The organism is Pontibacter roseus DSM 17521, from assembly GCF_000373265.1.
Lineage (GTDB): Bacteria > Bacteroidota > Bacteroidia > Cytophagales > Hymenobacteraceae > Pontibacter > Pontibacter roseus.
This window is the reverse complement of record NZ_KB890761.1, coordinates 1,149,828-1,174,859: the sequence shown is the minus strand read 5'-3', so window position 1 is coordinate 1,174,859 and position 25,032 is coordinate 1,149,828. Positions and strand designations below refer to the sequence as shown.

25 protein-coding genes are annotated in these 25,032 nt (G+C 53.8%); 12 read left to right on the top strand and 13 right to left on the bottom strand.

Features of this window, described 5'->3' with window-relative positions; translation table 11 throughout:
* The gene (locus B051_RS0105430) at nucleotides 1–732 is read right to left on the bottom strand and encodes a hypothetical protein (protein ID WP_018477169.1); all 732 of its coding nucleotides are present in this window, start codon (nucleotides 730–732) and stop codon (nucleotides 1–3) included.
* 190 nt (nucleotides 733–922) lie between these two features.
* On the opposite strand from B051_RS0105430, the gene B051_RS0105420 reads away from it, so the two are divergent.
* The 3 genes from B051_RS0105420 to B051_RS0105405 all read left to right on the top strand — a co-directional run bounded on the left by B051_RS0105420 (nucleotide 923) and on the right by B051_RS0105405 (nucleotide 3,293).
* Complete coding sequence (locus B051_RS0105420; protein ID WP_018477168.1) at nucleotides 923–1,441, top strand: hypothetical protein; 519 nt, start codon at nucleotides 923–925, stop codon at nucleotides 1,439–1,441.
* 233 nt (nucleotides 1,442–1,674) lie between these two features.
* The gene (locus B051_RS0105410) at nucleotides 1,675–2,088 is read left to right on the top strand and encodes a hypothetical protein (RefSeq protein ID WP_018477166.1); all 414 of its coding nucleotides are present in this window, start codon (nucleotides 1,675–1,677) and stop codon (nucleotides 2,086–2,088) included.
* Nucleotides 2,089–2,216: 128 nt separating this feature from the next.
* Nucleotides 2,217–3,293 (top strand): calcium:proton antiporter, encoded by a 1,077-nt coding sequence (locus B051_RS0105405; RefSeq protein WP_018477165.1) that lies wholly within the window; start codon nucleotides 2,217–2,219, stop codon nucleotides 3,291–3,293.
* Between the two features lie 13 nt (nucleotides 3,294–3,306).
* On the opposite strand, the gene B051_RS22385 is transcribed toward B051_RS0105405, so the two are convergent.
* The 3 genes from B051_RS22385 to B051_RS0105395 form a co-directional block, all read right to left on the bottom strand.
* Nucleotides 3,307–3,588, bottom strand: coding sequence for a hypothetical protein (locus B051_RS22385; RefSeq protein WP_157578513.1), 282 nt, complete (start codon nucleotides 3,586–3,588; stop codon nucleotides 3,307–3,309).
* A 240-nt stretch (nucleotides 3,589–3,828) separates the two neighbouring features.
* Nucleotides 3,829–5,355, bottom strand: coding sequence for a sigma 54-interacting transcriptional regulator (locus tag B051_RS0105400; RefSeq protein ID WP_018477164.1), 1,527 nt, complete (start codon nucleotides 5,353–5,355; stop codon nucleotides 3,829–3,831).
* A gap of 99 nt (nucleotides 5,356–5,454) precedes the next feature.
* A complete protein-coding gene (locus tag B051_RS0105395) occupies nucleotides 5,455–6,555 on the bottom strand; it encodes a vWA domain-containing protein (RefSeq protein WP_018477163.1) in 1,101 nt (366 codons plus the stop codon).
* Between the two features lie 156 nt (nucleotides 6,556–6,711).
* On the opposite strand from B051_RS0105395, the gene B051_RS0105390 reads away from it, so the two are divergent.
* Complete coding sequence (locus tag B051_RS0105390) at nucleotides 6,712–6,993, top strand: DUF427 domain-containing protein (protein WP_018477162.1); 282 nt, start codon at nucleotides 6,712–6,714, stop codon at nucleotides 6,991–6,993.
* A gap of 77 nt (nucleotides 6,994–7,070) precedes the next feature.
* Here the strand turns inward: B051_RS0105390 and B051_RS0105385 are convergent, their stop codons facing one another.
* The 4 genes from B051_RS0105385 to B051_RS0105370 form a co-directional block, all read right to left on the bottom strand.
* Nucleotides 7,071–8,048 (bottom strand): acyl-ACP desaturase, encoded by a 978-nt coding sequence (locus tag B051_RS0105385; RefSeq protein ID WP_018477161.1) that lies wholly within the window; start codon nucleotides 8,046–8,048, stop codon nucleotides 7,071–7,073.
* Nucleotides 8,049–8,240: 192 nt separating this feature from the next.
* Nucleotides 8,241–9,206 (bottom strand): glycosyltransferase, encoded by a 966-nt coding sequence (locus B051_RS0105380; protein WP_018477160.1) that lies wholly within the window; start codon nucleotides 9,204–9,206, stop codon nucleotides 8,241–8,243.
* A complete protein-coding gene (locus tag B051_RS0105375; protein ID WP_018477159.1) occupies nucleotides 9,199–10,320 on the bottom strand; it encodes a DegT/DnrJ/EryC1/StrS family aminotransferase in 1,122 nt (373 codons plus the stop codon). The genes B051_RS0105380 and B051_RS0105375 overlap by 8 nt, the downstream gene beginning before the upstream one ends.
* A gap of 12 nt (nucleotides 10,321–10,332) precedes the next feature.
* Entirely contained in the window at nucleotides 10,333–10,746 is a 414-nt protein-coding gene (locus tag B051_RS0105370; RefSeq protein WP_018477158.1) for a sugar 3,4-ketoisomerase, read from the bottom strand.
* 140 nt (nucleotides 10,747–10,886) lie between these two features.
* Here B051_RS0105370 and B051_RS0105365 point away from each other — a divergent pair, with 140 nt between their 5' ends.
* From B051_RS0105365 to corA, 3 genes are all read left to right on the top strand, one after another.
* Complete coding sequence (locus B051_RS0105365) at nucleotides 10,887–11,795, top strand: EamA family transporter (RefSeq protein WP_026236206.1); 909 nt, start codon at nucleotides 10,887–10,889, stop codon at nucleotides 11,793–11,795.
* A 4-nt stretch (nucleotides 11,796–11,799) separates the two neighbouring features.
* On the top strand, nucleotides 11,800–12,402 hold the full coding sequence (locus B051_RS0105360) for an IMPACT family protein (RefSeq protein WP_018477156.1): 603 nt from the start codon (nucleotides 11,800–11,802) through the stop codon (nucleotides 12,400–12,402).
* A 945-nt stretch (nucleotides 12,403–13,347) separates the two neighbouring features.
* On the top strand, nucleotides 13,348–14,475 hold the full coding sequence (corA, locus tag B051_RS0105355; RefSeq protein WP_018477155.1) for a magnesium/cobalt transporter CorA: 1,128 nt from the start codon (nucleotides 13,348–13,350) through the stop codon (nucleotides 14,473–14,475).
* Between the two features lie 3 nt (nucleotides 14,476–14,478).
* Here the strand turns inward: corA and B051_RS0105350 are convergent, their stop codons facing one another.
* Nucleotides 14,479–17,196, bottom strand: a complete 2,718-nt coding sequence (locus B051_RS0105350) for a PQQ-binding-like beta-propeller repeat protein (protein WP_018477154.1) — start codon at nucleotides 17,194–17,196, stop codon at nucleotides 14,479–14,481.
* Between the two features lie 173 nt (nucleotides 17,197–17,369).
* Between B051_RS0105350 and B051_RS0105345 the strand changes: the two genes are divergently transcribed.
* Nucleotides 17,370–18,251: a universal stress protein gene (locus B051_RS0105345; protein WP_018477153.1), complete on the top strand. Its 882-nt coding sequence runs from the start codon at nucleotides 17,370–17,372 to the stop codon at nucleotides 18,249–18,251.
* An 8-nt stretch (nucleotides 18,252–18,259) separates the two neighbouring features.
* Here the strand turns inward: B051_RS0105345 and B051_RS0105340 are convergent, their stop codons facing one another.
* Nucleotides 18,260–19,138 (bottom strand): ATP-grasp domain-containing protein, encoded by an 879-nt coding sequence (locus B051_RS0105340; protein ID WP_245539593.1) that lies wholly within the window; start codon nucleotides 19,136–19,138, stop codon nucleotides 18,260–18,262.
* Nucleotides 19,139–19,299: 161 nt separating this feature from the next.
* Between B051_RS0105340 and B051_RS0105335 the strand changes: the two genes are divergently transcribed.
* The 4 genes from B051_RS0105335 to B051_RS0105320 all read left to right on the top strand — a co-directional run bounded on the left by B051_RS0105335 (nucleotide 19,300) and on the right by B051_RS0105320 (nucleotide 22,507).
* Entirely contained in the window at nucleotides 19,300–19,950 is a 651-nt protein-coding gene (locus B051_RS0105335; RefSeq protein WP_018477151.1) for a hypothetical protein, read from the top strand.
* A gap of 752 nt (nucleotides 19,951–20,702) precedes the next feature.
* Nucleotides 20,703–21,155 (top strand): D-aminoacyl-tRNA deacylase, encoded by a 453-nt coding sequence (gene dtd, locus B051_RS0105330; protein WP_018477150.1) that lies wholly within the window; start codon nucleotides 20,703–20,705, stop codon nucleotides 21,153–21,155.
* Between the two features lie 86 nt (nucleotides 21,156–21,241).
* Nucleotides 21,242–22,165 carry a hypothetical protein gene (locus tag B051_RS20925; protein ID WP_157578511.1) on the top strand — a complete coding sequence of 308 codons (924 nt, stop codon included), beginning with the start codon at nucleotides 21,242–21,244 and terminating at the stop codon, nucleotides 22,163–22,165.
* A 15-nt stretch (nucleotides 22,166–22,180) separates the two neighbouring features.
* Nucleotides 22,181–22,507: a nucleotide pyrophosphohydrolase gene (locus B051_RS0105320; protein ID WP_018477148.1), complete on the top strand. Its 327-nt coding sequence runs from the start codon at nucleotides 22,181–22,183 to the stop codon at nucleotides 22,505–22,507.
* A 231-nt stretch (nucleotides 22,508–22,738) separates the two neighbouring features.
* On the opposite strand, the gene B051_RS0105315 is transcribed toward B051_RS0105320, so the two are convergent.
* From B051_RS0105315 to B051_RS0105305, 3 genes are all read right to left on the bottom strand, one after another.
* Nucleotides 22,739–23,464, bottom strand: coding sequence for a 2-phosphosulfolactate phosphatase (locus tag B051_RS0105315; RefSeq protein WP_026236205.1), 726 nt, complete (start codon nucleotides 23,462–23,464; stop codon nucleotides 22,739–22,741).
* Nucleotides 23,465–23,555: 91 nt separating this feature from the next.
* A complete protein-coding gene (gene gcvT / locus B051_RS0105310; protein ID WP_018477146.1) occupies nucleotides 23,556–24,644 on the bottom strand; it encodes a glycine cleavage system aminomethyltransferase GcvT in 1,089 nt (362 codons plus the stop codon).
* A 139-nt stretch (nucleotides 24,645–24,783) separates the two neighbouring features.
* Nucleotides 24,784–25,005, bottom strand: a complete 222-nt coding sequence (locus B051_RS0105305; protein ID WP_018477145.1) for a hypothetical protein — start codon at nucleotides 25,003–25,005, stop codon at nucleotides 24,784–24,786.
* Between the last annotated feature and the right edge of the window lie 27 nt (nucleotides 25,006–25,032).

Here is a 25,032-nt window from a genome sequence, read left to right as displayed (position 1 = left end):
TCAGAGCGACAGCAGTAGGATGGAATAGGCGCCCGCTCCCAACGCGAAGGCCCAGTAGCGGCTTTCACGCTCTTCGGGCAGCTCCTCCTTCAGCACGTTCAGCACCACGCCGCCTCCCACAAACGCCATGAGTAATATTACAACAGAAGCAGGTAACTCTACAACAAAACCCAATCCCCAGCCCAATAGCAGTGCCGCCACCAGAATCCAGCGGCCAAAGTGCCGGTATATGTTGCGGTGGTGCTCCTGCAGGCCATAGTCGTTGATGATGAAATGCAGCGCCATGGCCACGGAGAAGAGCAGCATCTCCTGCAGCGGCCCCTGCTCCCGCTGGTACAGGATGTAGCCAATCAGGCCGTTGTAGATGGCGAACGAGCCGATGTGCACCCAGAAGATGCCTTCGGCCGGCTTGTCCTCCATACCTTTCACTCGTTTCTCCCGCCTCGACACGATGGCCACCCGCTCCAGCCCATAGAAAACCGCCAGCCCCACCAGCGCCATCAGGTAGACATGGTGCTGCAGAAAGCCCATGGTGCCGTGCACCTCCTCTATGTGCTGCTGCCCCGCCCCCAGTTCCGGGAACAGGTGCAGGAAAACATAGGCCACAGAGGCGCCGCCCGCCCCCGACAGCCAGATGCTCCGGGGCAAGCCTCCTAAAAAAGCCAGCCGGCTCCCCAGCAGGTGAATCAAGCCGAGCCCGATGATGGGCCAAACGGATATAGGATGTTCCATAGCAGAGGCTACTGTGAATTATACCTTCGGGTTGCTGAGGAAGGTGCTGTTTGAGCAGGGGAAGTTTATAGAATATTTGGTATATTTAGGGGAAGGGCCGGAGGATGATGGATAACTGGCTTCCGTCCCGCTTAAATGATGGGTAAACGTCATAATGGCGTTTGTACGGTAGTTGGTAAAATTATGAGCAATGAAAAACAAAGCACTCCCACTTGTCCTGCTCATTTTTTTATTGATGAGCAGCAGTGCTTTTGGTCAGGGCGTAGAAGAAAGAATACGTTTTCACATTGCTCCCTATAATTTTTTCGACCCAATTACAGGCGTTCTACAAATTGGTGCCCACAAGCACATACATCAACGATTCGCATTGTCTTTAGACCATGGGTTCAAAATGCAGACTTTCCGAAATATTATAACAGACGGTAAAAACGAAAGGAAGAATCACAGGTATTCTAAAACGAAAGCTGAGTTAAAATACTTCATTCGGAAAAACGCATCTGTCGCTTTTCCATACCTATCAGTGGAGGGAATGTATTTCCCGCAGAAATATGTAAAAGAGAGTGATTATCTGATTACAAATAATTCATACTACAGGTATGACTTTTCGAATATAAAGAGGACAGTATGGGTTGCAAGTATGAAATACGGGCTAGAGGTCAAAGTCAGCAATTTTGTATTCGACCATTTCATTGGCATAGGGGTACGATGACTTTCTATAGCGCACCAACCTATTGGCTTAGTAGAGTATGAGTATTTTGAAGAAAGGGATGTTTGGTTTCCTCCCATCGACCGAAATGAAGGAGTATTCTACCGACCGCATGTATCTATGGGCCTAAAGGTAGGGTACATCATCAGGTAATAAATTACCAACCACACCTAAAGCACACTAGAGCGTGCCTTAGCCAAGTCCGTTATAAAACTCAATCATCCAATCAGCATAAGATGCAATTAGCAGAAGATACTTTCTTACAGCGTTTCCCTTTGATGATAATTGCTTCGCTGGTATTGTTTCACATGGTTATATGGGTGGTTTTAGGGAAAAAGAATTTCTATAAAAACCTGTATTCTAATTCTATCTTCGGGCTTTCCATCGTTGTTGTAGTCATCGGGATGCTGTTCGGAAAATATGGCGCAAACTTCGGGTTAGAATGGTGGGTCTATTACCCCGTTCCCATGTTGATGAATGTCCTGTTGCCTCCGCTAGTCTTGAAGATGAACGGTAGAAAAACTGCTTTGTACCTACTCCTGAGTTTTTTATCTGCGCCAATCATCCATATCTTTTTCTCCTTCTTCTTCAATTGGACTGAATACATGCCTTTTTGGGAGATACCCTATTTCAAATCTATCTTGAGTTGACAATAAAAAAGGATATTAGCCGCACCCAGACAGTATATATGACAATGTTCAACCAAACACGTTATCCATAACCTGCTACAGGAACGGGTTTAAAACCTTAACTTGCGACTACTCATCAAATTGACCTAATGCGACTATTCCTTCAGTGGACAATCATCATCCCTATCCTTGCCTGGATGCTGTTTTTTTCGGGACTTATAAATGACAGCAGTATCTTTCAGGTTGCAGCGAGTATCCTGCTCATTTTCAGTGTGATGTCAGCCGTGCATCATTCCGAAGTCATCGCGGAGAGGGTGGGCGAACCGTATGGCACCATCATCCTGGCCATATCGATAACAGTTATAGAGGTCTCCATCATTGTTTCCCTGATGATGACGGAAGGGCAGGCGGCTGCCTCACTGGCCAGGGACACCGTGTATGCCGCCACCATGCTCATCCTGAACGGCATAGTCGGGCTCTGCCTGTTGATTGGAAGCCTGAAGCATTACGAACAGGATTTTTCCAAGCCTTCTGTCACCATCGCCCTGGTCTCGCTAATTTCCATTGTCGTCTTTACGTTGGTGTTTCCCACCTTCACCGAGAGCGTCTCAGGGTCCTACTATTCAACGCCCCAACTCATTTTTGCCTCCATCGCCTGCCTGGTTATTTACTCCTGCTTCCTGTTCGCACAAACTAGGAGGCACCGGCAATATTTCCTGACGATTGGCAAAGATGAAGACGAAGAAAAAGCGCAACCCCTCATTATCAGCAATAGGTTGTTTGTCACAAGCTTGCTGCTGCTCATTGTCTGTCTAGGTATAGTCGTGCTGCTGGCAAAAACGCTCTCTCCCACCATAGAAAGCATCATCACGGGCTACAACCTTCCCAAAACATTGGTAGGTATCGTCATTGCGGCCATCATTCTTTTACCCGAGGCGATTGCCGCCATCATCGCGGCCAGAAACAACAGACTCCAGACGAGTATAAACCTATCGCTAGGTTCGGCTCTGGCGAGTATAGGCCTGACAATTCCGAGTGTGGCAGTAGTATGTATTATGTATGACATGAACATCATTCTGGGGCTGGACATCAAATCCATCATCCTGTTGGGATTATCCGTTTTCACGGTGATGCTGTCGCTGAGCGGTGGCAAGACGAATATAGTCTACGGCGTGGTACTCTTGGTGAATCTGTTCGCTTTCGTGTTCCTGATGATATACCCTTGATATCGGCAAATTCCTAAAGCCCGGCTATACCTGTATGGTGCACAGAACAGGTATAGCCGGGCTTTTTTGTGAGAAGCGACGTATGGTATAGGCAGTGAATCGCTCTCTGGTTCCGCGTTATACCTATACATCCCACTGCCCCATCCGAAGGGGACCCTGCTATACCTGCACACTCTATTGTCATTTCGACGAAAGGAGAAATCTGGTACGCTTCGGGCCGCACATCCAGCGCCATCGCCGATGCGGCTTTTCTGTGGGCGGTGCGGAGGGAAACAGTGGGGAATACCAGGTGCAAGCTGGGACCATCACTTCCTCCGGTTACCGCTGCGCTCGAACCGGAGGAAGTGATGGTCCCAGATTCCTCCTTTCGTCGGAATGACAGGTAAAGAAGGGAATAACAGACGGGTGTGCAGGAAAGGCAAGAGCAGGTATAGGTATAGCCACTCCAGTTGCTCCAGACCCCAACAAAAAAGCAGAGGCACAACCCATGTACCTCTGCTTTTTTTAACTCTCAAACTCCCAAACTCTCTAACTCTTAAAAGTCGTCTTCATCCTCCTCTTCTTCGCCAAAGCTGGGCATGGAGAACATACCACTGAGCAGGTCTTTGAACTGCAGGCCGGAGCTGAGGCGGTTTTTGCTGAGCTGGCTGTGCTCGGCCAGGCCATGCAGGGCAAACTCCATCAGAAACAGTTTTTCCTTGTCCTCGGCCTTTGGCTGGTACTTCTCCACCAATTCGGCTAGGCCCGGCACCTGCTGCAGCGCTTTTTTGTAGGCAGCCGCAGGGGCATCGTTTAAGATGTCGAGCGTGTTGCCTTCGCCAAACCAGTCGGTCACCTTCTTGTAAGGGTTTGGTGTCGCTTTGTTCTTTTTGGCTTTATCCGGGTCTGGGAAGTACTTGAGGAACTGCGTCCGGATGGCTTTGCCCATGAGCACCTGCGCCACATGGCCGGCTCCCTCCTGCTCGCCTTCGTACACCAATTCCACCTTGCCCGTGACGGCAGGTATGGTATTCAGGAAATCCGCCACCCGCACATACGTCGCCTTCTCCCCGTTCAAAAGCGCCCGGCGCTCCGCCGCGCTCAGCAGGTTCTCGAAAGCGGAAATGGTAAGGCGTGCCGACACACCGCTCTTAGGGTCCACGTATTCGCTTTCCCGCGCCTCAAAGGCCACTTGCTCTATCAGGTCGCTGATAATGTCGTTATAGGTGACCAGTTGCTCCTGCTCCTCCTTGATGTGCGCCTCCTGCCGCGTGATTTTCTTACCAATCTCGATGCTCTTGGGATAGTGCGTGATAATCTGTGAGTCGATACGGTCTTTGAGCGGCGTCACGATGGAGCCGCGGTTGGTATAGTCCTCGGGGTTGGCCGTGAACACGAACTGAATGTCGAGCGGAAGGCGCACCTTGAAACCGCGAATCTGGATGTCACCTTCCTGCAGGATGTTGAACAGCGCCACTTGGATGCGCGCCTGCAAATCGGGCAGCTCGTTGATGACGAAAATGCCCCGGTGTGAACGCGGAATCAGTCCGAAGTGGATTACCCGTTCATCGGAGTAAGGCAGCTTGAGCGTAGCCGCTTTGATGGGGTCCGCATCACCTATGAGGTCAGCCACCGATACATCGGGCGTGGCTAGTTTCTCAGTATACCTGTCGGAACGGTGCATCCAGCCGATGGGGGTGTCGTCGCCGTGCTCGTGCACCAAATCCTTGGCGTAGCGTGAGAGCGGCTGTAGGGGGTCATCGTTCAGCTCCGCGCCCTGCACCACAGGTATGTACTCATCCAGCAGGTCCACCATCAGACGGGCGATACGGGTCTTGGCCTGCCCGCGCAGACCCAGCAGGTTGATGTGGTGCATGGCTAAGATGGCGCGTTGCAGGTCGGGCACCACGGTCTCTTCGTAGCCCCATATACCTGGAAACACCTCCTCCTTTTGCTGCAGCTTCTTAATCAGGTTGTGGCGAAGCTCCTGCTTCACCGTCTGTGGTTCGTAGCCGGCGGCGCGCAGCTGCCCGAGCGTTTTTATCTTCAGTAAGTTTTCGGATGGAATATCTCTGTAGTTCATGTAACAGTTATCAGTAAACAGTTAACAACTAGCAGTTAACTGTCAGTTAAATCAATATCGTTTTAGGCTTGGAATTACCCCTCCCCTAATCTTCAAATCTTAAAAGCTCTTTTTCCGGTTGCGGCCGTAGTCACGGAACACCAGGTGGCCCAGGCCCTTCAGGCTGCTGTAATAGGCCTGTCCGTTGTTCACTTTCGTAAACTCGTCTACGAATTGCTGCAGGTATGGGTCAGACGCAATCATGAACGTGGTGATGGGAATCTTGATGCGGCGGCACTGCGCGGCCAGGTTCAGCGTCTTGTTCACCACCTTGCGGTCCAGCCCGAAGCTGTTTTTGTAGTAGTGCAGCCCTTCCTTGAGGCAAGTGGGTTTGCCGTCCGTAATCATGAAAATCTGCTTGTTGGGTGTTTTGCGCTTGCGCAGGATGTCCATGGCCAACTCCAGCCCGGCCACCGTATTGGTGTGGTAGGGGCCCACCTCCAGGTAGGGCAAGTCCTTGATTTCTATCTGCCAGGCGTCGTTGCCAAACACAATCACGTCCAGCGTATCCTTGGGGTATTTCTGCTTCACCAGTTCTGCCAGTGCCATCGCCACTTTCTTGGCCGGTGTGATACGGTCCTCGCCATAGAGTATCATGGAGTGCGAAATGTCAATCATCAGCACGGTAGAGGACTGCGTCTTGTGCTCCGTCTCGGTAATCTCCAGGTCCTGCTCGGTGAGCCGGAAGTCTGAAAGGCCGTGGTTGATTTGGGCGTTGCGGATGGAGTCGGTCATGGAAATCTGCTCCAGCGCATCGCCGAAGCGGTACTCGCGGCGGTCGGTGCTGGGCTCATCGCCTATACCTGTCTGGCGTGTGGCGTGGCTGCCTTTGCCGCCTTTCTTAAGCTTGCCAAAAATCTCCTCCAGCGCGCTCCGGCGTATGTTCTGCTCGCTTTTGGCCGTGAGCTGCAGGCTGCCGTTCTCTTGCGGATTCTCATCAATGTAACCTTTCTTTTTGAGGTCCTCGATGAAATCGCCTATACCGTACTCGTCGTTGGTGAGGCCGTACTGCTTGTCCAGCGAGCTGAGCCACGAGAGCGCCTCGGCCACATCGCCGGACGTAATCATGACCAGCTGCAGGAAAATCTTCAGCAGCGACTCGAAGCCCTGCTTATCGTCCTCTGGGGGAACGTACTCTGCGAATCTATATCCTAAAGCCATGTGTACTAACGAATGATTTATACTTCAACAACGCTGCGCCCTGCAATGTTCTTGCGCAACCTTATCTTATACGTGCTTTAGCCAGCAACCAAGGTATAGCAACCCTAGGGTGTGCGACAGAGTAGGTATATACAGACACTAAATCTATAAAAGACTATGAAAGCGATTTTCAATAACATGGTGATAGCCGACAGCGACCGAACCATCAAACTGGATGGCCATCATTACTTTCCGCCCAACAATGTGAAACAGGAGTTTCTGGAAGAGAGCCGCAAGCACAACACCTATCCGGGCAAGGGCGAGGCCTCTTACTACCATGTGAAGGTGAACGGCAAGGTGGAGCTGGATGCCGCCTGGTACTACCCTGACCCGGAGGACAAGGCGAAGGAGGTACGAAACTACATAGCCTTTACTGATGTGGTGGAGCTCCAGGATTAGGTATAATACCCATAAAAGAGGCGGGGCCTGTCAGCAAACTGACAGGCCCCGCCTCTTTTATGGGTATCGCTCAGGGATTAGTCAATCCAGCGGAATTTGTACTCCAGTTGCGGCGCTTTCATGCGCTCAGCCACACGCTTCAGGCGCGTAGGCAGGGCCACTAAGTAGTCACGGGCGCGCTCGCCGGCTTCGTTCAGTCCGGATACGGCCTCTATTTTCCACTCCTTCACCAGGTCATCCAGGATGTCGGTGTAGTCGAGGGCGGTGTATACGTTGATACGCTGGGCAGCATCTGTGAAGTGACCAAAGGTCTTGCCCATGTCCACACCTAACTCACGCATGTAGTGGGCCGGCATCACGATTTTCTTGCGCATCATGTCCTCAAAGGCCAGCATCATCTCGTTGGGGTCTGCTTCGAATATCTTGCTCACGAAAGCCTTATACGCTTTGGCGTGGCGTGCCTCATCAGAAGCTACATAGCCACACAGTTTCGCCAGCATACCGTCTCCCTGCTTTTTGGCGATTTGGGCCACGCGGCGGTGCGACAGGTTGGTAGCTGTCTCCTGAAAACTGGTATACACAAAGGCGCGGTACGGATCGTTATCGGTCTGCAGGTCAAAGCCGTCAGCGATGAGGTACTGCGTGGAAGCCTCCATTTCACGCATGTTCACGCGGCCAGACAGGTATAGGTAGCGGTTGAGCAGGTCACCGTGGCGGTTCTCTTCGGCCGTCCAGGCGCGGTTCCACTTCATCCAGGGGCTTTCCTCATTCTGCGGCAGGTCTTTGATGGTCATCAGCCAGCTTTCGTAAGTAGGCAAGGCCTCTTCGGTGATGGTATCCCCGATAAGCACAGCTATCAAATCATAGGAGAGCTCACGGGCACGCTCGCGCAGGCCACGGATTTCTTCAAAGAAATTATCCATGCGGGAGTCGGGCAGCAGGTCGGCAGGCTGCCAGCTGTCTTCAACAGACTTAAGGAATTCGTTCATTTTTTCTTGAACGAAATCTTCCATCCATTTCATGACTTCAATACGGGAGGCAACAGCTGTGATCATTTTATTGTTTTAAGAGATTGAACTTCAAATATAGGCAAATATGCTAATATACTTATCTGCAGCTTTACATTAAGTTAACTCATTGCAAAGAAGGTAGTTCCGCTATACCTGAATTCATACTTACGTAAAAATACGAAACAGTTTCACGTATACCGGAAGAGTATAGCTATACGGTAAAAGAGTACAATTATGTTAGCGTCTTATTTTGTAGTAGAAACTCCTCAAAAAGCTTAGGTCCACTTTCAGTTTGTTGAGAAGGTGGATGGTCTGGTACACAGGGCCCAGGCCCGCGTGCCGGCGCAGCAGGTCCAGGAACTGCGCTGCCTGCTCGTGGTGGCCTGTGAGGTAGGCGTGGCGCGCCTCGTACTGCAGCCGCTTGGTGAGCGCGTTCTTCTCTTCCTGCGTCCGGACCAATTGGACGGCCTTCTCGCATACCTTCACCGTAGAGGCCACTAGGCTGCTCCCAGGCTTGTACCATTGCTGCGAAAGCGAACGCGCATGCACCCGACGCTTGGTGGTGATGACGGGCAGGAAAAAGTACTTGTATGTGCGGGAGGACCTTACCCAGAAGTCGAAATCCTCGTAGGCGAGCGTCTCGTCATACCCTCCCAAGTCTTCCAGCACGCTGCGCCGCATCATCATGGTGGGCGGGCAGATGAAATAGCGGCCCAAGAGGTGGTGGAATATATCGCCGGAAGGGGCAAACGACGTCACCTTGCCCTGGTCGTTGCGGGTGCAGTGGAAGCCGGTATGGTTGCCCTCGTCGTCAATGTACTCGGCATCGGAATAGACCACGCCAACGCTTTTGCCTTGCTGCTGGAATGCCTGCACCTGCTTCTCCACCCGGCCCGACAACAGCACATCGTCGGTAGCGAAGTCGATGATGTATTCACCTCTGGAGGCGCGCCAGCCTATGTTAAAGGCCCGGGTATTGCCCAGGTTGGTGCCGGTACTGATGAAAGTGAGTTGCGGGTATTTTTGCAGGTACTGCTGGATGATTTCCACGCTGTTGTCGGTGCTGCAATCGTCCACGATGATGATTTCCAGGTTGGGGTACGTCTGCGCCAGCACAGAATCCAGCGCCTCCGAAAGGAAGCGGGCATGGTTGTAACACAGGCAGATAATGGAGACGAGCGGAAGCGCAGCGGTATCAGCCATGGGTACGGAAGAACGTCTGAATGGAAGTGATAACCGCCTGTTGCTCCGTCTCGGTCATGCCCGGGAACAGCGGCAGGCTCAGGCTGGTAGCCGCCAGTTCCTCAGCTATTGGAAAGCTGCCTCTCTGGTGACCGAGGAAGGTATAAGCCTCCTGCAGGTGCACTGGCACCGGGTAGTGCACAGCGGTCTGAATCCCCTGCTCCGAAAGCCAGGCCTTTAGTTCATCACGGCGGCGGGTCCGGATGTTGAAAATGTGATAGACGTGCGTGCTATCGGGTGCCGTGACGGGCAATATCAGGTCCGCTATACCTTGCAACGCCTTCAGATAGACCTGTGCCAATCGCTGGCGTTCCTGGTTCAGTTGGGGCAGGTGCCGCAGTTTTACCCGCAGCACGGCGGCCTGTAGCGTGTCGAGCCTGGAGTTGATGCCGATGATGCTGTTGTGGTACTTCTGCTCTTGTCCGTAGTTGCGGTACATGCGGGCAAAGGCGGCCAGGTCTGCATCTGCCGTCACCACAGCACCCGCATCACCAAGCGCCCCAAGGTTCTTGGTCGGGTAAAAGCTGGTCGCGTTGATGTGGCCAAAGCTTCCCACCGGTTTGCCCCTGTAGCTAGCCCCTTGTGCCTGGGCGAAGTCTTCAATCAGCGTCAGATTATATTGTTGCGCCAACTCCATTAATTCATCCATCTCACAGGCTTGCCCATACAGGTGAACGGGTATGAGGGCTTTGGTTTTGGCAGTCAGAGCTGCGGAGGCGGCCTTTGCTGTGAGGTTGCATGTATGGAGGTCGGGTTCGGCCAGCACAGGTATAGCGCCTGCCTGCACCACCGCATTGACCGTGGCGATGAAGGTGTTGGCCGGCACAATGACCTCGTCTCCCGCACCCACCCCCGCTGCCTTCAGCGCGATGACCAGCGCGTCGTAGCCGTTACCCACGCCAAGGGCTGTGCCTGTCTGGAGCGCTGCGGCCAGTTCCTGTTCAAAGGCCTCTACTTCCTCCCCCAGTATGAACTGGTTGCCCCTGGCCACCTGTACCAAGGCCTGTTCCACCTGCTGGTTTATACCTTCGGGGAAGTCTCTGAAAGCGAAATAAGGTAGGGCGAACTGGGTCATGGGCAAGAGAGGCTACAGCGCAATATGGGCGGCCATTCGCTTGAAAGTCTGGTAGTCCCGGATGTAGTCTGCCTCGTCAAAGTCGGTGGAGGTCAGGCAGAGGCCGATGGTTCCTTCTGTGAAGTAGAGATTGGTCCAGCACATGGCAGGTATGTAAAGCCCCTGTGTCGGGGAGTCAAGCACGAACGTCTCTTTGCTGCGGCCCATGTCGGTTTCCACGGTGATGCTGCCTGTCAATGCCACCAACACCTCCTCGGTTGCCTTATTGGCGTGCTGTCCGCGTTGCACCCCGGTGGGCGTGCCATAGGTCCAAAACACACGCTTCACCTTGAATGGGAGGCTCCGGGCGAACTGGGTGGAGGCGATGTACCCGATGGACTCGCTTCCTACTTTGGTGAATGGCAACAGGTATGGCGTGGCTGACAAATCATTTGGGTTAGTGCAGCCACAAATTAAAACATTTTCCGCGTATTGTGGCTATAGAACGTCGTTTGGCTTTGTGCTTGCTTGTAAGTTCCGCTAAATTCGCAGGCTTGCTGGCAGTCGGTCTGCTGCTTTTGGAACCTATGCTATACCTGCTACTGAGCGTACTGTCCAGCGCCTCACTTATTTTCATCTTCAAGCTGTACCAGCGCTACAACGTCCATACCTTCCAGGCGATTGTGGTCAACTACATCGTCTGCATAGCGGTGGGGCTTGCGTTTCCGGGCGGCCCGGATGTGCTGCAGCCGCAGGTGCTGCAAAAATCCTGGGCTATTTACGCTGTGGTGCTGGGGGCTATCTTCATTGGTGCCTTCTACCTGATTGCGCTCGCCACCCAAAAGGTGGGTGTGACGGCAGCCTCAGTGGCAGCCAAAATCTCGCTCGTCATACCGGTGCTCTTCAGCCTACTGGTGCTCAAGAGTAGCCTCAAGGAGTATACTGTACTGAATTATGCAGGTATGGCTTTGGCCCTGCTGGCCATTGTACTGTCTTCCATCCGACCCGGCTCAGATGGTGAGAAGCGCACCCCGATGCTGCTGGCGCTGGTGCTTCCGTTCTTTATTTTCCTGTGCGTCGGTGTGGCCGATTCGCTCATCAACTATGTGAACGTCCACCACTTGCAGGCGCACGAAGCGAGCCAATTCACCATGCTCACCTTCACCGCATCGGCTGTGCTAGGTATGGCCGTGCTGCTATACCTGCTGCTCCTTCGCAAGACATCTTTTCATTTCAAAAGTATTCTGGCAGGCATCGCGCTGGGTATCCCGAATTATTTCTATATCTTCTTCCTGATACAGGCACTCTCGGCCTTCGGCAACGACGGGGCTTTTCTGTACCCGGTCAACAACATCGGCATCATCCTGGCTGGCGCGCTTGGGGCCATTTTTATATTCTGCGAGAAACTCACTACTACCAACCTGGTGGGGCTGGGTATAGCGGTGCTGGCTCTTGTGCTTATGTCGTATCAGGAGATAGCCGCCAACTTGTTCTAAACATATGGAAGACACCTACCGCACTATCGCCGCCCCTTCTGAGGGCCTCTACAAAGAGAAAGGCAGCAAATTCATAGCGCTGGCTTACCCGGTATACTCTGAGGAGGAGGTGAAGGAGATTATAGTCGGCCTGAAGAAGCAGTACTACGATGCCCGCCACCACTGCTACGCCTACAGCCTGGGTGCCGACAAAAGCCGCTACCGCGCCAACGACGATGGGGAGCCCAACCACTCTGCCGGCGACCCCATCCTGGGCCAAATCCGCTCGGCCGATTTAAGCAATGTGCTCGTGGTGGTGGTGCGCTATTTCGGGGGCACAAAACTGGGTGTCAGTGGCCTGATACACGCCTACAAAACCGCCACCGCCGATGCCCTGGCAAGCGCTGTTATCGAAGAGAAACATGAAATGGCGCTTCTTCAGGTGCATTTTGCCTACCCCCAGATGAACGACGTGATGAGCCTGGTGAAAGAGTACGACCTGGGTGTGAAAGAGCAGCAGTTTGAGCTGGATTGCCAACTCACGCTGGAGGTGCGGAAGAAGCTCCAGGAGGAGGTTGCTGCAAAACTGGAGGCAGCGGATGGTGTGAAGGTGGGGATTATTAGCTAGCTTCTAGAGCCTACTGCTATAAGCTATGAGGTTTATCATTTCATAGTTGCTGCCGTTCCGGTGCCCTTATACCTTTAGTTTCATTGCTGCTGTTCGAGCGCTCAAGCCGCGGGGCACCGTCCTTTGGCCTCGCGCTGTGTATCTGTCCTTTGCTCCTATCGTCGCAATGCCTGCGGCACCGGAAACCTACAAGGCGCTCTGCCCAAGGACTGGGTAGGACACATCTTGGCTGCAGCCGTTGGTGATGCCGCTGTACTGATTCCCTCTCAAAAGAGAAGCTGAGAACGATTGTCATCCCCCTGCCCCCTTCGAAGGGGGATTTCTCTTACACGAGCTTTCATTTACTACAGTTTCTGTCATTTCGACGAAAGGAGAAATCTTAAGCCCTTACGGCCAAGCATCCAGCGCCAGCGCGGATGCGGCTCTTCTGAGGACGACAAAGGGAGGTAGTGGAGGAAAGGGCAAATAACAAGCCGGTTCGCATCTTTCACCGCCTGTTCCCGCTGCGCTCGCACCGGCGGCAGTGATGGTAACAGATTCCTCCCTTCGTCGGAATGACAAACTAGGTATGATTGGAGCGTGAGCAGGTGTAGCAGGCGAAGGCCAGGAAAGGTACCGCTGGCAGGTATAGCGTTAACACCCCTCTTACTCCCCTCACGGGGAGAGTTCCCACAGCAGCCACGGAGCGGCAGTCAGACCCAGGTGCACCTGATGACGATTTTGTGTTTGAGCGTCAGCGAGTTTAAAAGCGTCTTGACTTTTTTGCTTACTTTTTGTGTCAAGACAAAAAGTAAGTGCCCGCCGCACAGGCGAAGCGATGCAACAACACAACGAGCAGGCAGCATGGGGCTCCTGCCTGCAGCAAGTTGAGCAGCAACCACTCCAAAGCAGACCGAAACTTTATTTTCACTACCTTGTACAGCTGCAGCAGATTCTACTTACACCATGGCTAAAAAGAAACGCATCCGCTTCCGCCACAAAATCTTGGACCGAAAAATAGGCATCAGCCCAGGCACGCTCTTCGTGTCTGCCGAGGCCCATGCCCCACGGTACTTCCTCATGTCTTTCAACGAGACCACGTTCAAGGAGCAGGAGCTCGCCACTTATGCTCAACTCCTGCAGCAGGTGCAGGAACAGCCGGAGGCCAACCACTGGATTGACATACGCGGCTACGCAGACCTCACCATGCTGGAGCTGCTCAAGAAGGACTTCGGCATCCATTCGCTGCAGATGGAGGATGTGATCAACGATTACCAGCGCCCCAAGGTGGATGAATTCAGCAACCGCCTGTTTCTCATCACCCGCATGCTGCGCTGGTCCACGGAGCAGCATACCCTGGAGGACGTGCAGCTTTCCATCTTCTCCGGCACCAACTACATCATCACCCTGCAAAGCGACTACGACGACTGCCTGGACCCGCTGCGCGAGCGCATCCGGACAGGCAAGGGCATTATTCGGCAGCGTCCGCCCATGTACATGGTGTATGCCATCCAGGACGTGGTGCTGGACTACTACTTCCCGGTCATCGCGGACATTGGCAACTACGTAGAGCAGCTGGAGCAGAACATTCTGGATAGGCCTTCTAAACAGACGCTACGCCAAGTGCTCGAGCTGAAGAACGAGCTCGTCAGGCTGCGCCGCATCGTCTGGCCTGAGCGGGACAAGATGAACGACCTGCTCCGCCTGGAGGCCGACATCATACCAGATAACCTGAAAGTGTACTTCCGCGACGCCTATGACCACACCATCCAGCTCATCGACCTCATCGACAGCCACAAAGAAATGACCACGAGCCTCGTGGAGCTTTACATGTCTACGGTGAGCAACCGGATGAACGAGATAATGAAGGTCCTCACCATCATCTCCAGCATCTTCATTCCGTTGAGTTTCATTGCAGGGGTGTACGGCATGAATTTCTCCCGCGAGAACCCGGAGACAGGCGAGGTATACCCGCTGAGTATGCCGGAGCTATACCAGCCTTACGGGTATCCGCTCCTGATTTTCCTGATGATTTCGCTGGTGGGGGTGCAGCTCTATTTCTTCTGGCGGCGCGGCTGGTTCAGGAGTTTCTAACTGCTAGTTGGGCAGCTTGAAGTTGAGTTTCTGAAGCTCCCGCCCGAACACTTTATAGACCGAGTAGTTGTTGGTCACTTCATTGGGATGGATGACCACTGACTGATTGCTCTCCAGCGACCTGCCGCCAATCAGGCGTGCGTTGGAATCGTAGAGGTATGTTTTCCGTGGCCCCGTCTCCGTGATGGCGTATACCTTGTTGCCACCGCCAAAGTGGAAGTACTGCACCAGTTTGGGTGCTGAGGTCACGTAGCGCTTTTCGAACAGTTCCTTCAAATCCTGGTCGAAGGCGGCCACCTTGCCCTGGTCCTGCCGCACGATGATGAAAGAGCGCCCGCTTGCCTCCGGCACCAAATCAAACATGGCGCTCTTGCTTGGCCGCGGGAGCTGCTCCCGGTCCTGCACCTGCCCCTGTAGGTTAAACGTCACCACTTCCCCGTAGCGCGTCACCACCGTCACCTGCGACCGGCGCAAGTCGGCACCAATCCGGACCATACCCTCTGATGTGATGGGAACCCGCAGACTGAACGGGAAGCCTGGGTAGGTCTCGCCTTTGGTGTTAAGCGCGTACACGTAGCCGTTTTCCAGCAATACCAGTATCACATCCTTTCCGGCCACACGCAGGTGCTGCGGCGTGGCTGCCAGCCGGTAGTCCATGCGCCGTGGCTGCCAACCAGGTATGGCGTCTCCGCGGGAGTCGTACATGTACAGGTTGCCCAAGGCATCGTCTACCAAAAAGCGGTAGTCGCGGTTCTTGGCGTAGTCAAACACGGCCAGGTGCTGGATGCGCAGCGTATCTCCTATGTTGAACGGGTAATTCTCCAGGCTGCGCCCCTGGTTATCGATGGCGTGTATGCGGTTGTCTGTCGCGAAAACGTACCGCAGCTTGTAATCTTGCCCCATCTCTACCTGGTTGATGGAGCCGCGCAATTGGCTACCGAGGGTGTCTACCCAGCCGCGGCTGCCGGTGGCTGTGATGTTATGCAGGATATGGAGAGAGTCCTGCACCACTATTTCGCGGCTTCGGTCCACGGCGTTCTGTATCAGGAAAGGCTGCGACTGCAGGCGGTGCGCAAAAGGGATGGAGATTTCGGCCTCAAAGCCCCCCTCACTGTTGGCCACTGCCCGCTCCTGCCTTCTGAACAGGAAACTGGTATAGTACTGCCTCTCGGCTTTGGCAAACTGCAGGCTCACCTGGTTGAACTGCCGGATGAGGCTGGAGTTCTGCAGCAGGTCCTCCCGGTTCTCTTCCTGCACGTAGCGGTTCAGGATGTACCAGGCATTCACGGTATTCAGGTATAGGCTGAAGTTCCCTTCCTGCAGGGTCTCCTCCAGAAAAGCCTTCTGAGCCACCGAGCGGCCCCATACCTCTCCGTTGGATATATCGTCGATGAGCGCGCGCAACGTGGCGGCCTCCGGAGCTATCACCAGGTAATTGTCCAGTTGCACCAGGTAGCTCTGCTCAAAGCCTCCGAACAAACCCCCAAACAGGCGGAGCGGCAGCTCCTCCAGGTCAATCATGCGCAGGGTATAGTCGCCGTACTTCTCCGTGTATACCTTCTCATCCTGCGCCTGGCTCACCTGTTGGCTCAATGTATTCAATAGGGAGGTAGTTTTCGCGCCATTGCCCACATGGGCGAACACCATCTTCTCCGGGTTGGTGTTCATGTTGTATGATTCCAGGTAGGCAAGGGCCACCTCTTGGCTGAAAGTGCTGGCCAGGCTATCGAGAATGGTGCTGTAGGCATCGGCTTTGGCTTCTGCCGGTTCCCGCAGGCGCGCCACCTCCCCTACCCCAAAGTGCAGCAGCATGGCAGTGCGGTTGGGCAGTAGCTGTTTTATCTCGAGTGGCCGCGGGGCCGATGGCCTCAGCTTCGCCTGAAAAGAACCCTGCAGCGTTTCGGGGTTAGAGAAGCCGTTCAGGAACACCCTGTTCTGGTCCAGCTTGAGTTCCAGCAGCGCGTTGCGGCAGAAGCTGCTCAGGAAGCGCACCTGTGGCATGATGTCCTCCTGCAGGAACAGGCCCAGCAGCTCGGGCAGCATCCGGTAGTTGACGAAGACGTTGGCATATACATTGGGCTGGTCCAGGTAGTTGGTCTTCTGGAAGTCGGCGGCGATGGACGTGAGCTTGCCCCGGCTGATGCGGCGCACGATTTCCTCCACCAGCACCGGCGATGCACTCAATATGATGTTGTTGTGATAAGAGAAGTAGGTGAAGCTGCTCCCCAGCTGGGTGTTGGTTACATCCGTCAGCAGAAATCCCTGGTATTCCCGTGACTCCTCCGTGAAGTTATCGCTCTTGATGATGTTCTCGGTGAGGGTGCGCAGAAAACGGTGCTCGCCCACCGACACCACCGGCACATAGTACACGAACTCCACATCTGATTTTCCCACTACGTGGACAGAGGAAAGGATATTCTTTTTATCCAGAAAGCGTTCCAGCCGCTGACTGCCGGGGGCCACGCTGTCAAGCATGGCCATGTTGTCGTGGAAGCGCTGTGCGGCGGGCAACACCGAAAAACTCTCCCACAGCCCCGTCTGTTCCAGGTGGCGCAGCAGCTGATTGTGGTTGTTGGTCTCCACCACAAAGGCCGCGTTTTCGGGCACCAACGCCCACAAGTCCACCTTTTCCCGCGTGTCCTGCCACCTGCTAAAGCCGTAGAAAGCCAGCGAGGCCAGCACGACGAACCCGATGAAGTAGAATACAATGCGTTTCGCCATGGTGAAGCGTTGTGAGACTGCAAAAGTAACCGAAAATTTGGAATATTACGGGTCCGGGACAGAAGAGGGCTTTCCCTTAAGTCAGCTTACCCTCTGCACGATATTGGCTGGGTATATCAACTCAAAGGCGGCTCCACCACGTATATACTTCCCAACCCTTAAAACAGCACAGCATGTATCGGATACTGATTCCCGTTGATTTCTCGGAAGGCTCTTATAAAACCTGTCTATACGCCCTGCAACTGGCTAACGGCGTACCCGATGCCAAGCTGCTGCTGCTGCACTGCTTCCAGGATTACCTGGCCGATGCCGACCCGACTCCGGCAAGCGCCGCCAGCCTGTCACCCACTGAACAGGTGACGGAGCGCGTGTTGCACCGCAACGAGCTGGAGGCACAGCAGCAGTTGGATGACCTGTACCAGGACCTGCTGCACAGAACCCGCAAAGCGGGTCAAACGCTGCACATTGAGCGTGCCTTCATACACGGGCTTCCCGAAGAAGAGATACTGGAGCAGATTGAGCGGTTCCGGCCTGCGCTGGTTCTGATGAGCACCAAAGGAGAATCGAGCATTGGGCGCACCGTGTTTGGCACCGTCTCCACCAAAGTGGTGCAGGAAACGCACGTGCCGGTGCTCACCGTGCCCAGCCAATATACCGGAAACACGATAACCAAAGTGCTATACGCGGCCAACTTCGGCACTACAGACGCCTCCGACATCGACCAGATACGGAAGCTACTCCAGCACCTGCAGCCCATGATTTACTGCGTCCACATCTCGGATGACCCGGAGGAGGACAGAGAGAAGCTGCTGGCCTTGCAACAGACGCTGCAGACAGGCACTTTGGGGAGCGACATCCGCTACGCCCTGCTGGAGGGCAGCGACGTGGCACAGGCCCTGCAGGATTTCGCGCGTGGCGAAGGTATAGATATGCTAGCCCTGACCACCCGTGAGCGCACTTCACTCGAATCCCTCTTCAAGCCGAGCCTTGCCAAAAAGATGGTGCTGCATGCGCAACTACCGGTGCTTGTGTTCCACGGCAAATTGCAGGAGTAGGCCCGCCTTTAGCTGAGTGATACCTTCTGTTGCTGCATCAGCTGCATCAGGCCCTGGTAGTAGCGCTCCAACGCCCCATCGCTGGTGCTCAGGAACAGGAAAGGTTCAATCAGCTCAAGTTCCATCAACACCAGTTCGCCGTTCAGCTCCACGCCGTCTACGCGAGCGTATAGGCAGCCGGAGGCAAACTGCTGCACAATGTGTGTGGCCGTTGCCAGCAGCCCAGACGGAGGCTCAGGGGTATGCACGCTGCCGCCAAAGAAATGCTGCACCCGGAAATCGCCAGACTTGGCTTTTTTAAGCACGCAGTGGCTGTACGCCTCGTTGAAAAACAGGAACGACCACTCACCCTGCGTTTTGATTTGTTCCAGGAAGGGCTGCGCCAGGAAAGGCTCCTCCTGCAACAGCGCATTGATGCGGGAAGTATAGGCTTCCGCCTCGCCCCGTTCAATGGCCAGCGTGTTTTTGGCGGCTCCGCTCACGCGCGGCTTCACGATGATTTTGTCCTGCCCGATGGCCTCAAAGACAGCGGCCGCGTCAAAGGTGCTGCCCTGCTCCAGCCACACGGTGGGAACCACCTGCACGCTCTGCGCCTGCATGTCTTTGAAGTATATTTTGTCGGCGTTCCAGCGGATGGTCTGGACCGGGTTTAACACCGGACACCCCAAGCGCTCCAGCTTGTCTAGCCACTGGTAGAAGGCGTGTATTTTGTCGAAGTAATCCCAGGGCGACTTAATGATGATGGCGTCGAAAGAAGTCCAGTCCACCTGCTCGTCATCCCATACCTGATATGAAATTTGGAGGCCTTTTTCTTCCAGAAACCGGTATAGGCGCTCGTCTTCGCTGTCGGCGTTGTGGGTATAATTGCCTAAACTTTGACAAGTCACCAAAGCTATTTGTTGTAATGACATAAATGCTGATATTTGCTGCAAAATTATACTTTCCGCCGCAGAAACTACAGAATAAAAGCCCCTTTAAGTAAAACTTTAAGAGAGCCGGTTCTCGTATGTAAAGTATAGTCCGCTTGCCCCTTTTTAACTCTTCAACCATGCTACACTTCTTCGGCCACAGCTTATGCTACAGGTACAGCCTTACTGTACGCCTGCTGCTCCTGCTGTTGCTGATGAGTACATCGGCCGCCGCGTGCAGCGCAGACACTGGTTCTGACGAGGAACGCCGGGTGGCTCCTGAACGTTCCAGCCAAAACGTACAGGCTGACACCATGCTAGCGAGGCGTATGCCTTCCGGTCCTCCTGCCACCATCGAGTTCCTCGGCAACCCCATCCTGTCAGACTACCGCCAGAGCAAAAAGCTGGACGCCTACTTCTCCCGCATCAACACGGACTTCACATTGGATGCCGAGGCCATCGAGAACATTCACCGCCCGTCTGTTTCGGACACCATCTATACCATCCGCTTCGGGGAGTCGGTAATTGAGCTGTACGCCCCCTCCCAAACAGGTGAACTGCTACTGCAGGTGGCCGACATCCGGAATGCGGGCATCGCGTTGCGCAACAACATGAAGGTAGGTATGGGACAGCCCGAACTCATGACCAAGCTCAAGAACTTTGACGTGCGCATCCTGCAAACCAATTCTGAGATTGTGGCAACCTCTGTGGAAGGTGCGCCTACCTCCTTGCGCTTTTTCCTCAAAAACGGCAAGGTGAACCGGATTCGGTACGAGGGGTACGTGGATTAAAATCACTCTCCAGCAAATATTATCTGCTGCTCTAGCGTAGCTGCTGCCGTTCCAGTGCCTTTATACCTATCGTTTCAGAGCTTCGGTTCGGGCGCTCAAGCCGCGGGGCATCGTCCTTGGGCCTCGCGCGGTGTATCTTTCCTTTGCTACCCTGACGGTCGCAATATCGCTGCGCGATACCGGAAACCTACAAGGCGCTCCGCCCAAGGACTGGGTAGGTCACTTCTTGGCTGCGGCCGCTGGCTATGCAGCCATACCTGATGCTACAGCGCCTATACCTAGCAAGCAGTAGTGGCAGGCTCCCCTCCTTAGGCAAGTAGGGGCAGGAGTGGTTGGACCCGGGGCTGTGACCGGCTATCCAGGTATACCTGTGCTTGATTGACATCCCCCCACCCACTTGAAAGGGGGAGTTTCTGTTATAGCTTTTTCTCAGGCATAGGCGCTGTAGCACACAACACTGGCAGGTATAGCAAGGCATCCTTACAACGGCAGCCACGGAGCGAACACACCAGTCAGGTGCACCAAACGACAGCACACCGTTTGAGCGGTCAGCGAGTTTGTGCTGTCTTGATTTTTTTGCCTACTTTTTTCATCAAGGAAAAAAGTAGGTGCCCGCCGCACAGGCGAGGCTATACCATAAAGCTAGGATGAGGAAGCAAATTCCACTGCTACGCTAGCAAAAGCATCATCTACAAAAGTCCACATTGTTCAATCTAGAACTCTACATTTGCATTAAACCAACGGCATCATTCATGCGAATCGTGATACAACGGGTAACACAGGCCTCCGTTACCATCCATGGCAAAGTAAAAGGAGAAATAGGGCTAGGGTTACTGCTGCTGGCAGGCTTCACGGCCGAGGACACAGCCGAAGACCTGAAGTGGATGGCGAGCAAAGTGGCGCAGCTCAGGATTTTCAGCGACGCCGACGATAAGATGAACCTGAGCGTGCAGGATGTGCAGGGCGACCTGCTGGTCATCAGTCAGTTCACGCTTTACGCCAACACTAAAAAAGGAAACCGCCCCTCCTACATCAATGCAGCCCCTCCTGCCATCGCCATACCTTTATATGAGCAATTTGTGGCGCTTCTGGAGGAGGCGATGGGCAAGAAAGTACAGACGGGAGAGTTTGGTGCCGATATGAAAGTAGCTTTGCTCAACGATGGTCCCGTGACCATCACCATGGACTCCAAGAACAGAGAATAGGGGCAAAAATATAATTGGCAGCAGTTGAAAAAGGAATAAATTTAATCCCTATATTCCTATATTATTTCAACTCCTAGAGCCGTTGTATGTCTGCTTCCCTCGCTGTTGCCCAGTCCGTTAAAGCCTTTTTTGTCACGGTTCTGCTCTACGTTGTTATGGCAGCTGCTGCCGGGCAGGCTTTCGGCCAGACCGACACCACTTTCACCCAAAGCGTGGTAGGAAAACGGTGGATTGTGGAAACGCGCGATGGCTCTGTGATTCAGGGCATCTTTTTGGGCCAGACCGAAGACGGCATTCGGCTCAGGACGGACAGCGCCGGGGAAATCACCATCCCGAACATACAGATTAAGAGCACCAAGATTGTGGACGACACCCGTATCCGCAACGGTGAATACTGGTTCGAAAACCCGAACGCCACGCGCTACCTGTTCTCCCCCTCAGCCTTTAGCCTGAAGAAGGGGGAGGCCTACTACCAGAATACCTACCTGGTGCTCAACTCTTTCAACATCGGCATCACGGACAACATCACCATGGGCGGCGGCTTTGAGCTTATTTCCACCTTTACCGGTAATCCCGCCTTCTACCTCACTCCCAAAGCTTCCTTTAAACTTAGCGAGAAATGGCGCGCCGGCGGCGGTGTGCTCTACGCCAACGTGATAGGTATAGAGGAGGATTTTTCGGGTCTGGGCATCGGGTATGGCCTGGCGACTTACGGCAACAGCGACGACAACGCCACGCTGGGCCTTGGGTATGGGTTTGTGGACGGGGAGTTTTCAAGCAAGCCCGTCATCACGCTGAGCGGCATGAAACGGATAAGCCGCCGTGCGGCACTTGTGACGGAGAACTGGCTGGTGCCTGCAGATGGCTATTACGGGGTATTGTCGTACGGCGTGCGCTTCATGGGCGAGCGCATCACCGTTGACCTTGCCTTCCTCAACAACCGCGACATCGCCAGCGAGATAGCGATTGGTGTGCCTTATATCGATTTTGTGGTTAAATTTGGCAGATAACTATACCTGCCTGCCATGACCATAGCCGAAGCACAGCAAACCGTTGACACCTGGATAAAAGAAAACGGCGTACGCTATTTCAATGAACTCACCAACATGGCCATACTGACGGAGGAAGTGGGTGAAGTGGCGCGCATCATAGCCCGGCAGTACGGGGAGCAGTCGTTCAAGCAAAGCGACGAAGGCAAGCAACTGCCCGATGAACTGGCCGATGTGTTGTTCGTGCTCATCTGCATCGCCAACCAAACAGGTATAGACCTGACCGAAGCCCTCCGGAAGAACCTCGAAAAAAAGACCTCCCGCGACAGCGACCGCCACAAGCAGAACGAAAAGCTGAAGTGAGTTAAAGAGTTAAGAAGTTGAAGGTATAGTACAACCACTGGCGCTGTATTCAGTCGCGTACCATACCTATACAAACGGTTCTGAGACTCACTAAACAGAAAGGGCCGCTGTATCTACTTTCGCAGAAACACCGGCCTTTCCATTGACATAACCTCTTCACAAGGTATAGGTATGGCTCAAACTATGTGCGTAACCTAGGATAGGAGCCATAACTCCCAAACTTTCTGAATTCTAACTTTTCAACGCTTCTACACTTAAATCCACCAACCGGTCGTGTTTCCAGACAGGAAGTACGTTGAAGGTGTCGTGCTGCAAACAGAACTCAATGTCTTTGTGAATCTCCAGGTTTTCCAGACGCTGCACGTGGGAAGATTGCCGCAGGAAAGCGACCAAATCCTGTTTGGCGGCGTGGTAGAGGTATAGCGAAGCCAAAGTGGCGTCATTCTCAAAAGTGAATTCATTCTGCAGACGTTCGGCCAGCGCTCCGGCAAACAAGGTATCTTCCAGGTTGAATTTGCCTTTCCAGCCGGCGCATACCACCAGCACATCCAGTTGCAGTTCCCGCAGGTGTTGCGCCACCGCCTCCAGATTCAGAAAAGCACCCACTATAATCTCCTCGGCCGCTTCTGACAGACGGATGGCCCGTGTGCCGTTGGTGGTGGTGATGGCCACTGTCCTTCCCTTCACGTTGCCATCCATGTAGGCGAAGGGCGAGTTACCCAAATCAAACCCTTCGGCTTTGATTCCGTTGCGCTCGGCGGCCGTCAGGCAACCCTGCGCCGCGTAAGCCTGGCACTCCTCCAGTTGCATTACAGGTATAATATCGGTGGCGCCATACGCAAATGCCGTCACCATGGTAGAGGTAGCGCGCAGAATGTCAACGGCCACCACAGCCTTTCCCTCCAGTTCATACAAATGCAATAGCTCGGGGCTATAGCACACATCTATACTCGGCATGTATTCATTGTTGATGGTTAAACTATTGCTTGCTGGTCGCAAAAACGTCCGGTAAAGGATACCAATCCACAACCAGCAAGCAACAATCTGACTATTTCTTCACGAATGGCAGCTTCACCACTTGTCCCTTCATGTCCTTGTTGCGCACGCGCACGAACACCTCGGAGCCAGGTTTGCTGTACTCCGTCTGCACATAGCCCAGGCCAATGCCCTTGCCCAGCGTAGGCGACATGGTGCCTGAGGTCACCTCCCCTATCGCTTCCCCTTCGGCGTTCACAATCTCGTAATGCGCTCTAGGTATAGCCTTCTCCAACATCTCGAAGCCTACCAGCTTCTTGGACACACCAGCGGCCTTCTGCTCTTTCAGGTTGTCGGAGTTGATGAATTGCTTGTCGAACTTGGTAATCCAACCCAGGCCTGCCTCCAGTGGCGAAGTATAGTCGTTGATGTCGTTGCCGTAGAGGCAGAAACCCATCTCCAGACGGAGCGTGTCGCGGGCGCCCAGACCTATTGGCTTAATACCAAACGCCTTGCCCGCTTCCATGATGGCATGAAACACCTTCTCGGCGTCCTGGTTCTTCACGTATATCTCGAATCCGCCGGAACCGGTATAGCCGGTCGCCGACAGTATAACATCAGGTACACCTGCAAACTCGCCTAGTTCAAAGGTATAGTAGGCCATGCTGCCTAGGTCTACAGAAGTAAGGGACTGCAGCGCCTCCACCGTCTTCGGGCCCTGCACCGCGAACAGCGACGTTTCGTCAGATATGTTCTGGAGTTCTGCTCCTTCGGTGTTGTATTTGTTCAGCCAAGCCCAATCTTTATCGATGTTGGAGGCGTTCACCACCAGCATGTACTCTTCTTCGGCCATGCAATACACCAGCAAGTCATCCACTATGCCGCCACCTTCGTTGGGAAAGCAGGAGTACTGGATTCTGCCGGGCGTCAGTTTGGAGGCATCGTTAGAGGTCACGCGCTGAATCAGGTCCAAGGCGCGCGGGCCCTTCACCAGGAACTCACCCATATGCGATACATCGAATATACCTACCGCATTGCGCACGGTGTTGTGCTCATCCAGGTCTGATGAGTAGCGCACAGGCATGTTATACCCTGCAAAAGGCACCATTTTCGCACCCAGCGACTCGTGCACATCATTCAAAGCGATTTTCTTCAGTTCCATATAAGGTTCGTTTCTATGTCCAGTGATTGCCGGTAAAATTAACTAAAATAAACCCGCTTCCGAAATTTTATGCACAAGTCTGCACCGCATCCTTTGCCTGTGCCGCCTCAAGCCATTCCCGCTGACACCATTGCGCAGGTCAGCATACGCCAGGTATAGCCATACCTCCAAAATACTTGATATAGTGCAACAACACTCCGGTTAGACCGCATAACCTTGCCACCGTGGCCCCGTACAACCGAGTCATCACTTTTAGCCAAAAGAAGGATAATGACACTCGGAAGAACACCCAAGCAGCCGCCCCTCGGGAGGTATGGCTCTCATCCTTGCCGCCTTGCGCGGCGCGTTTCACTTCTCTCATCACAAGTCAGGCTTTTCAAATAGGATT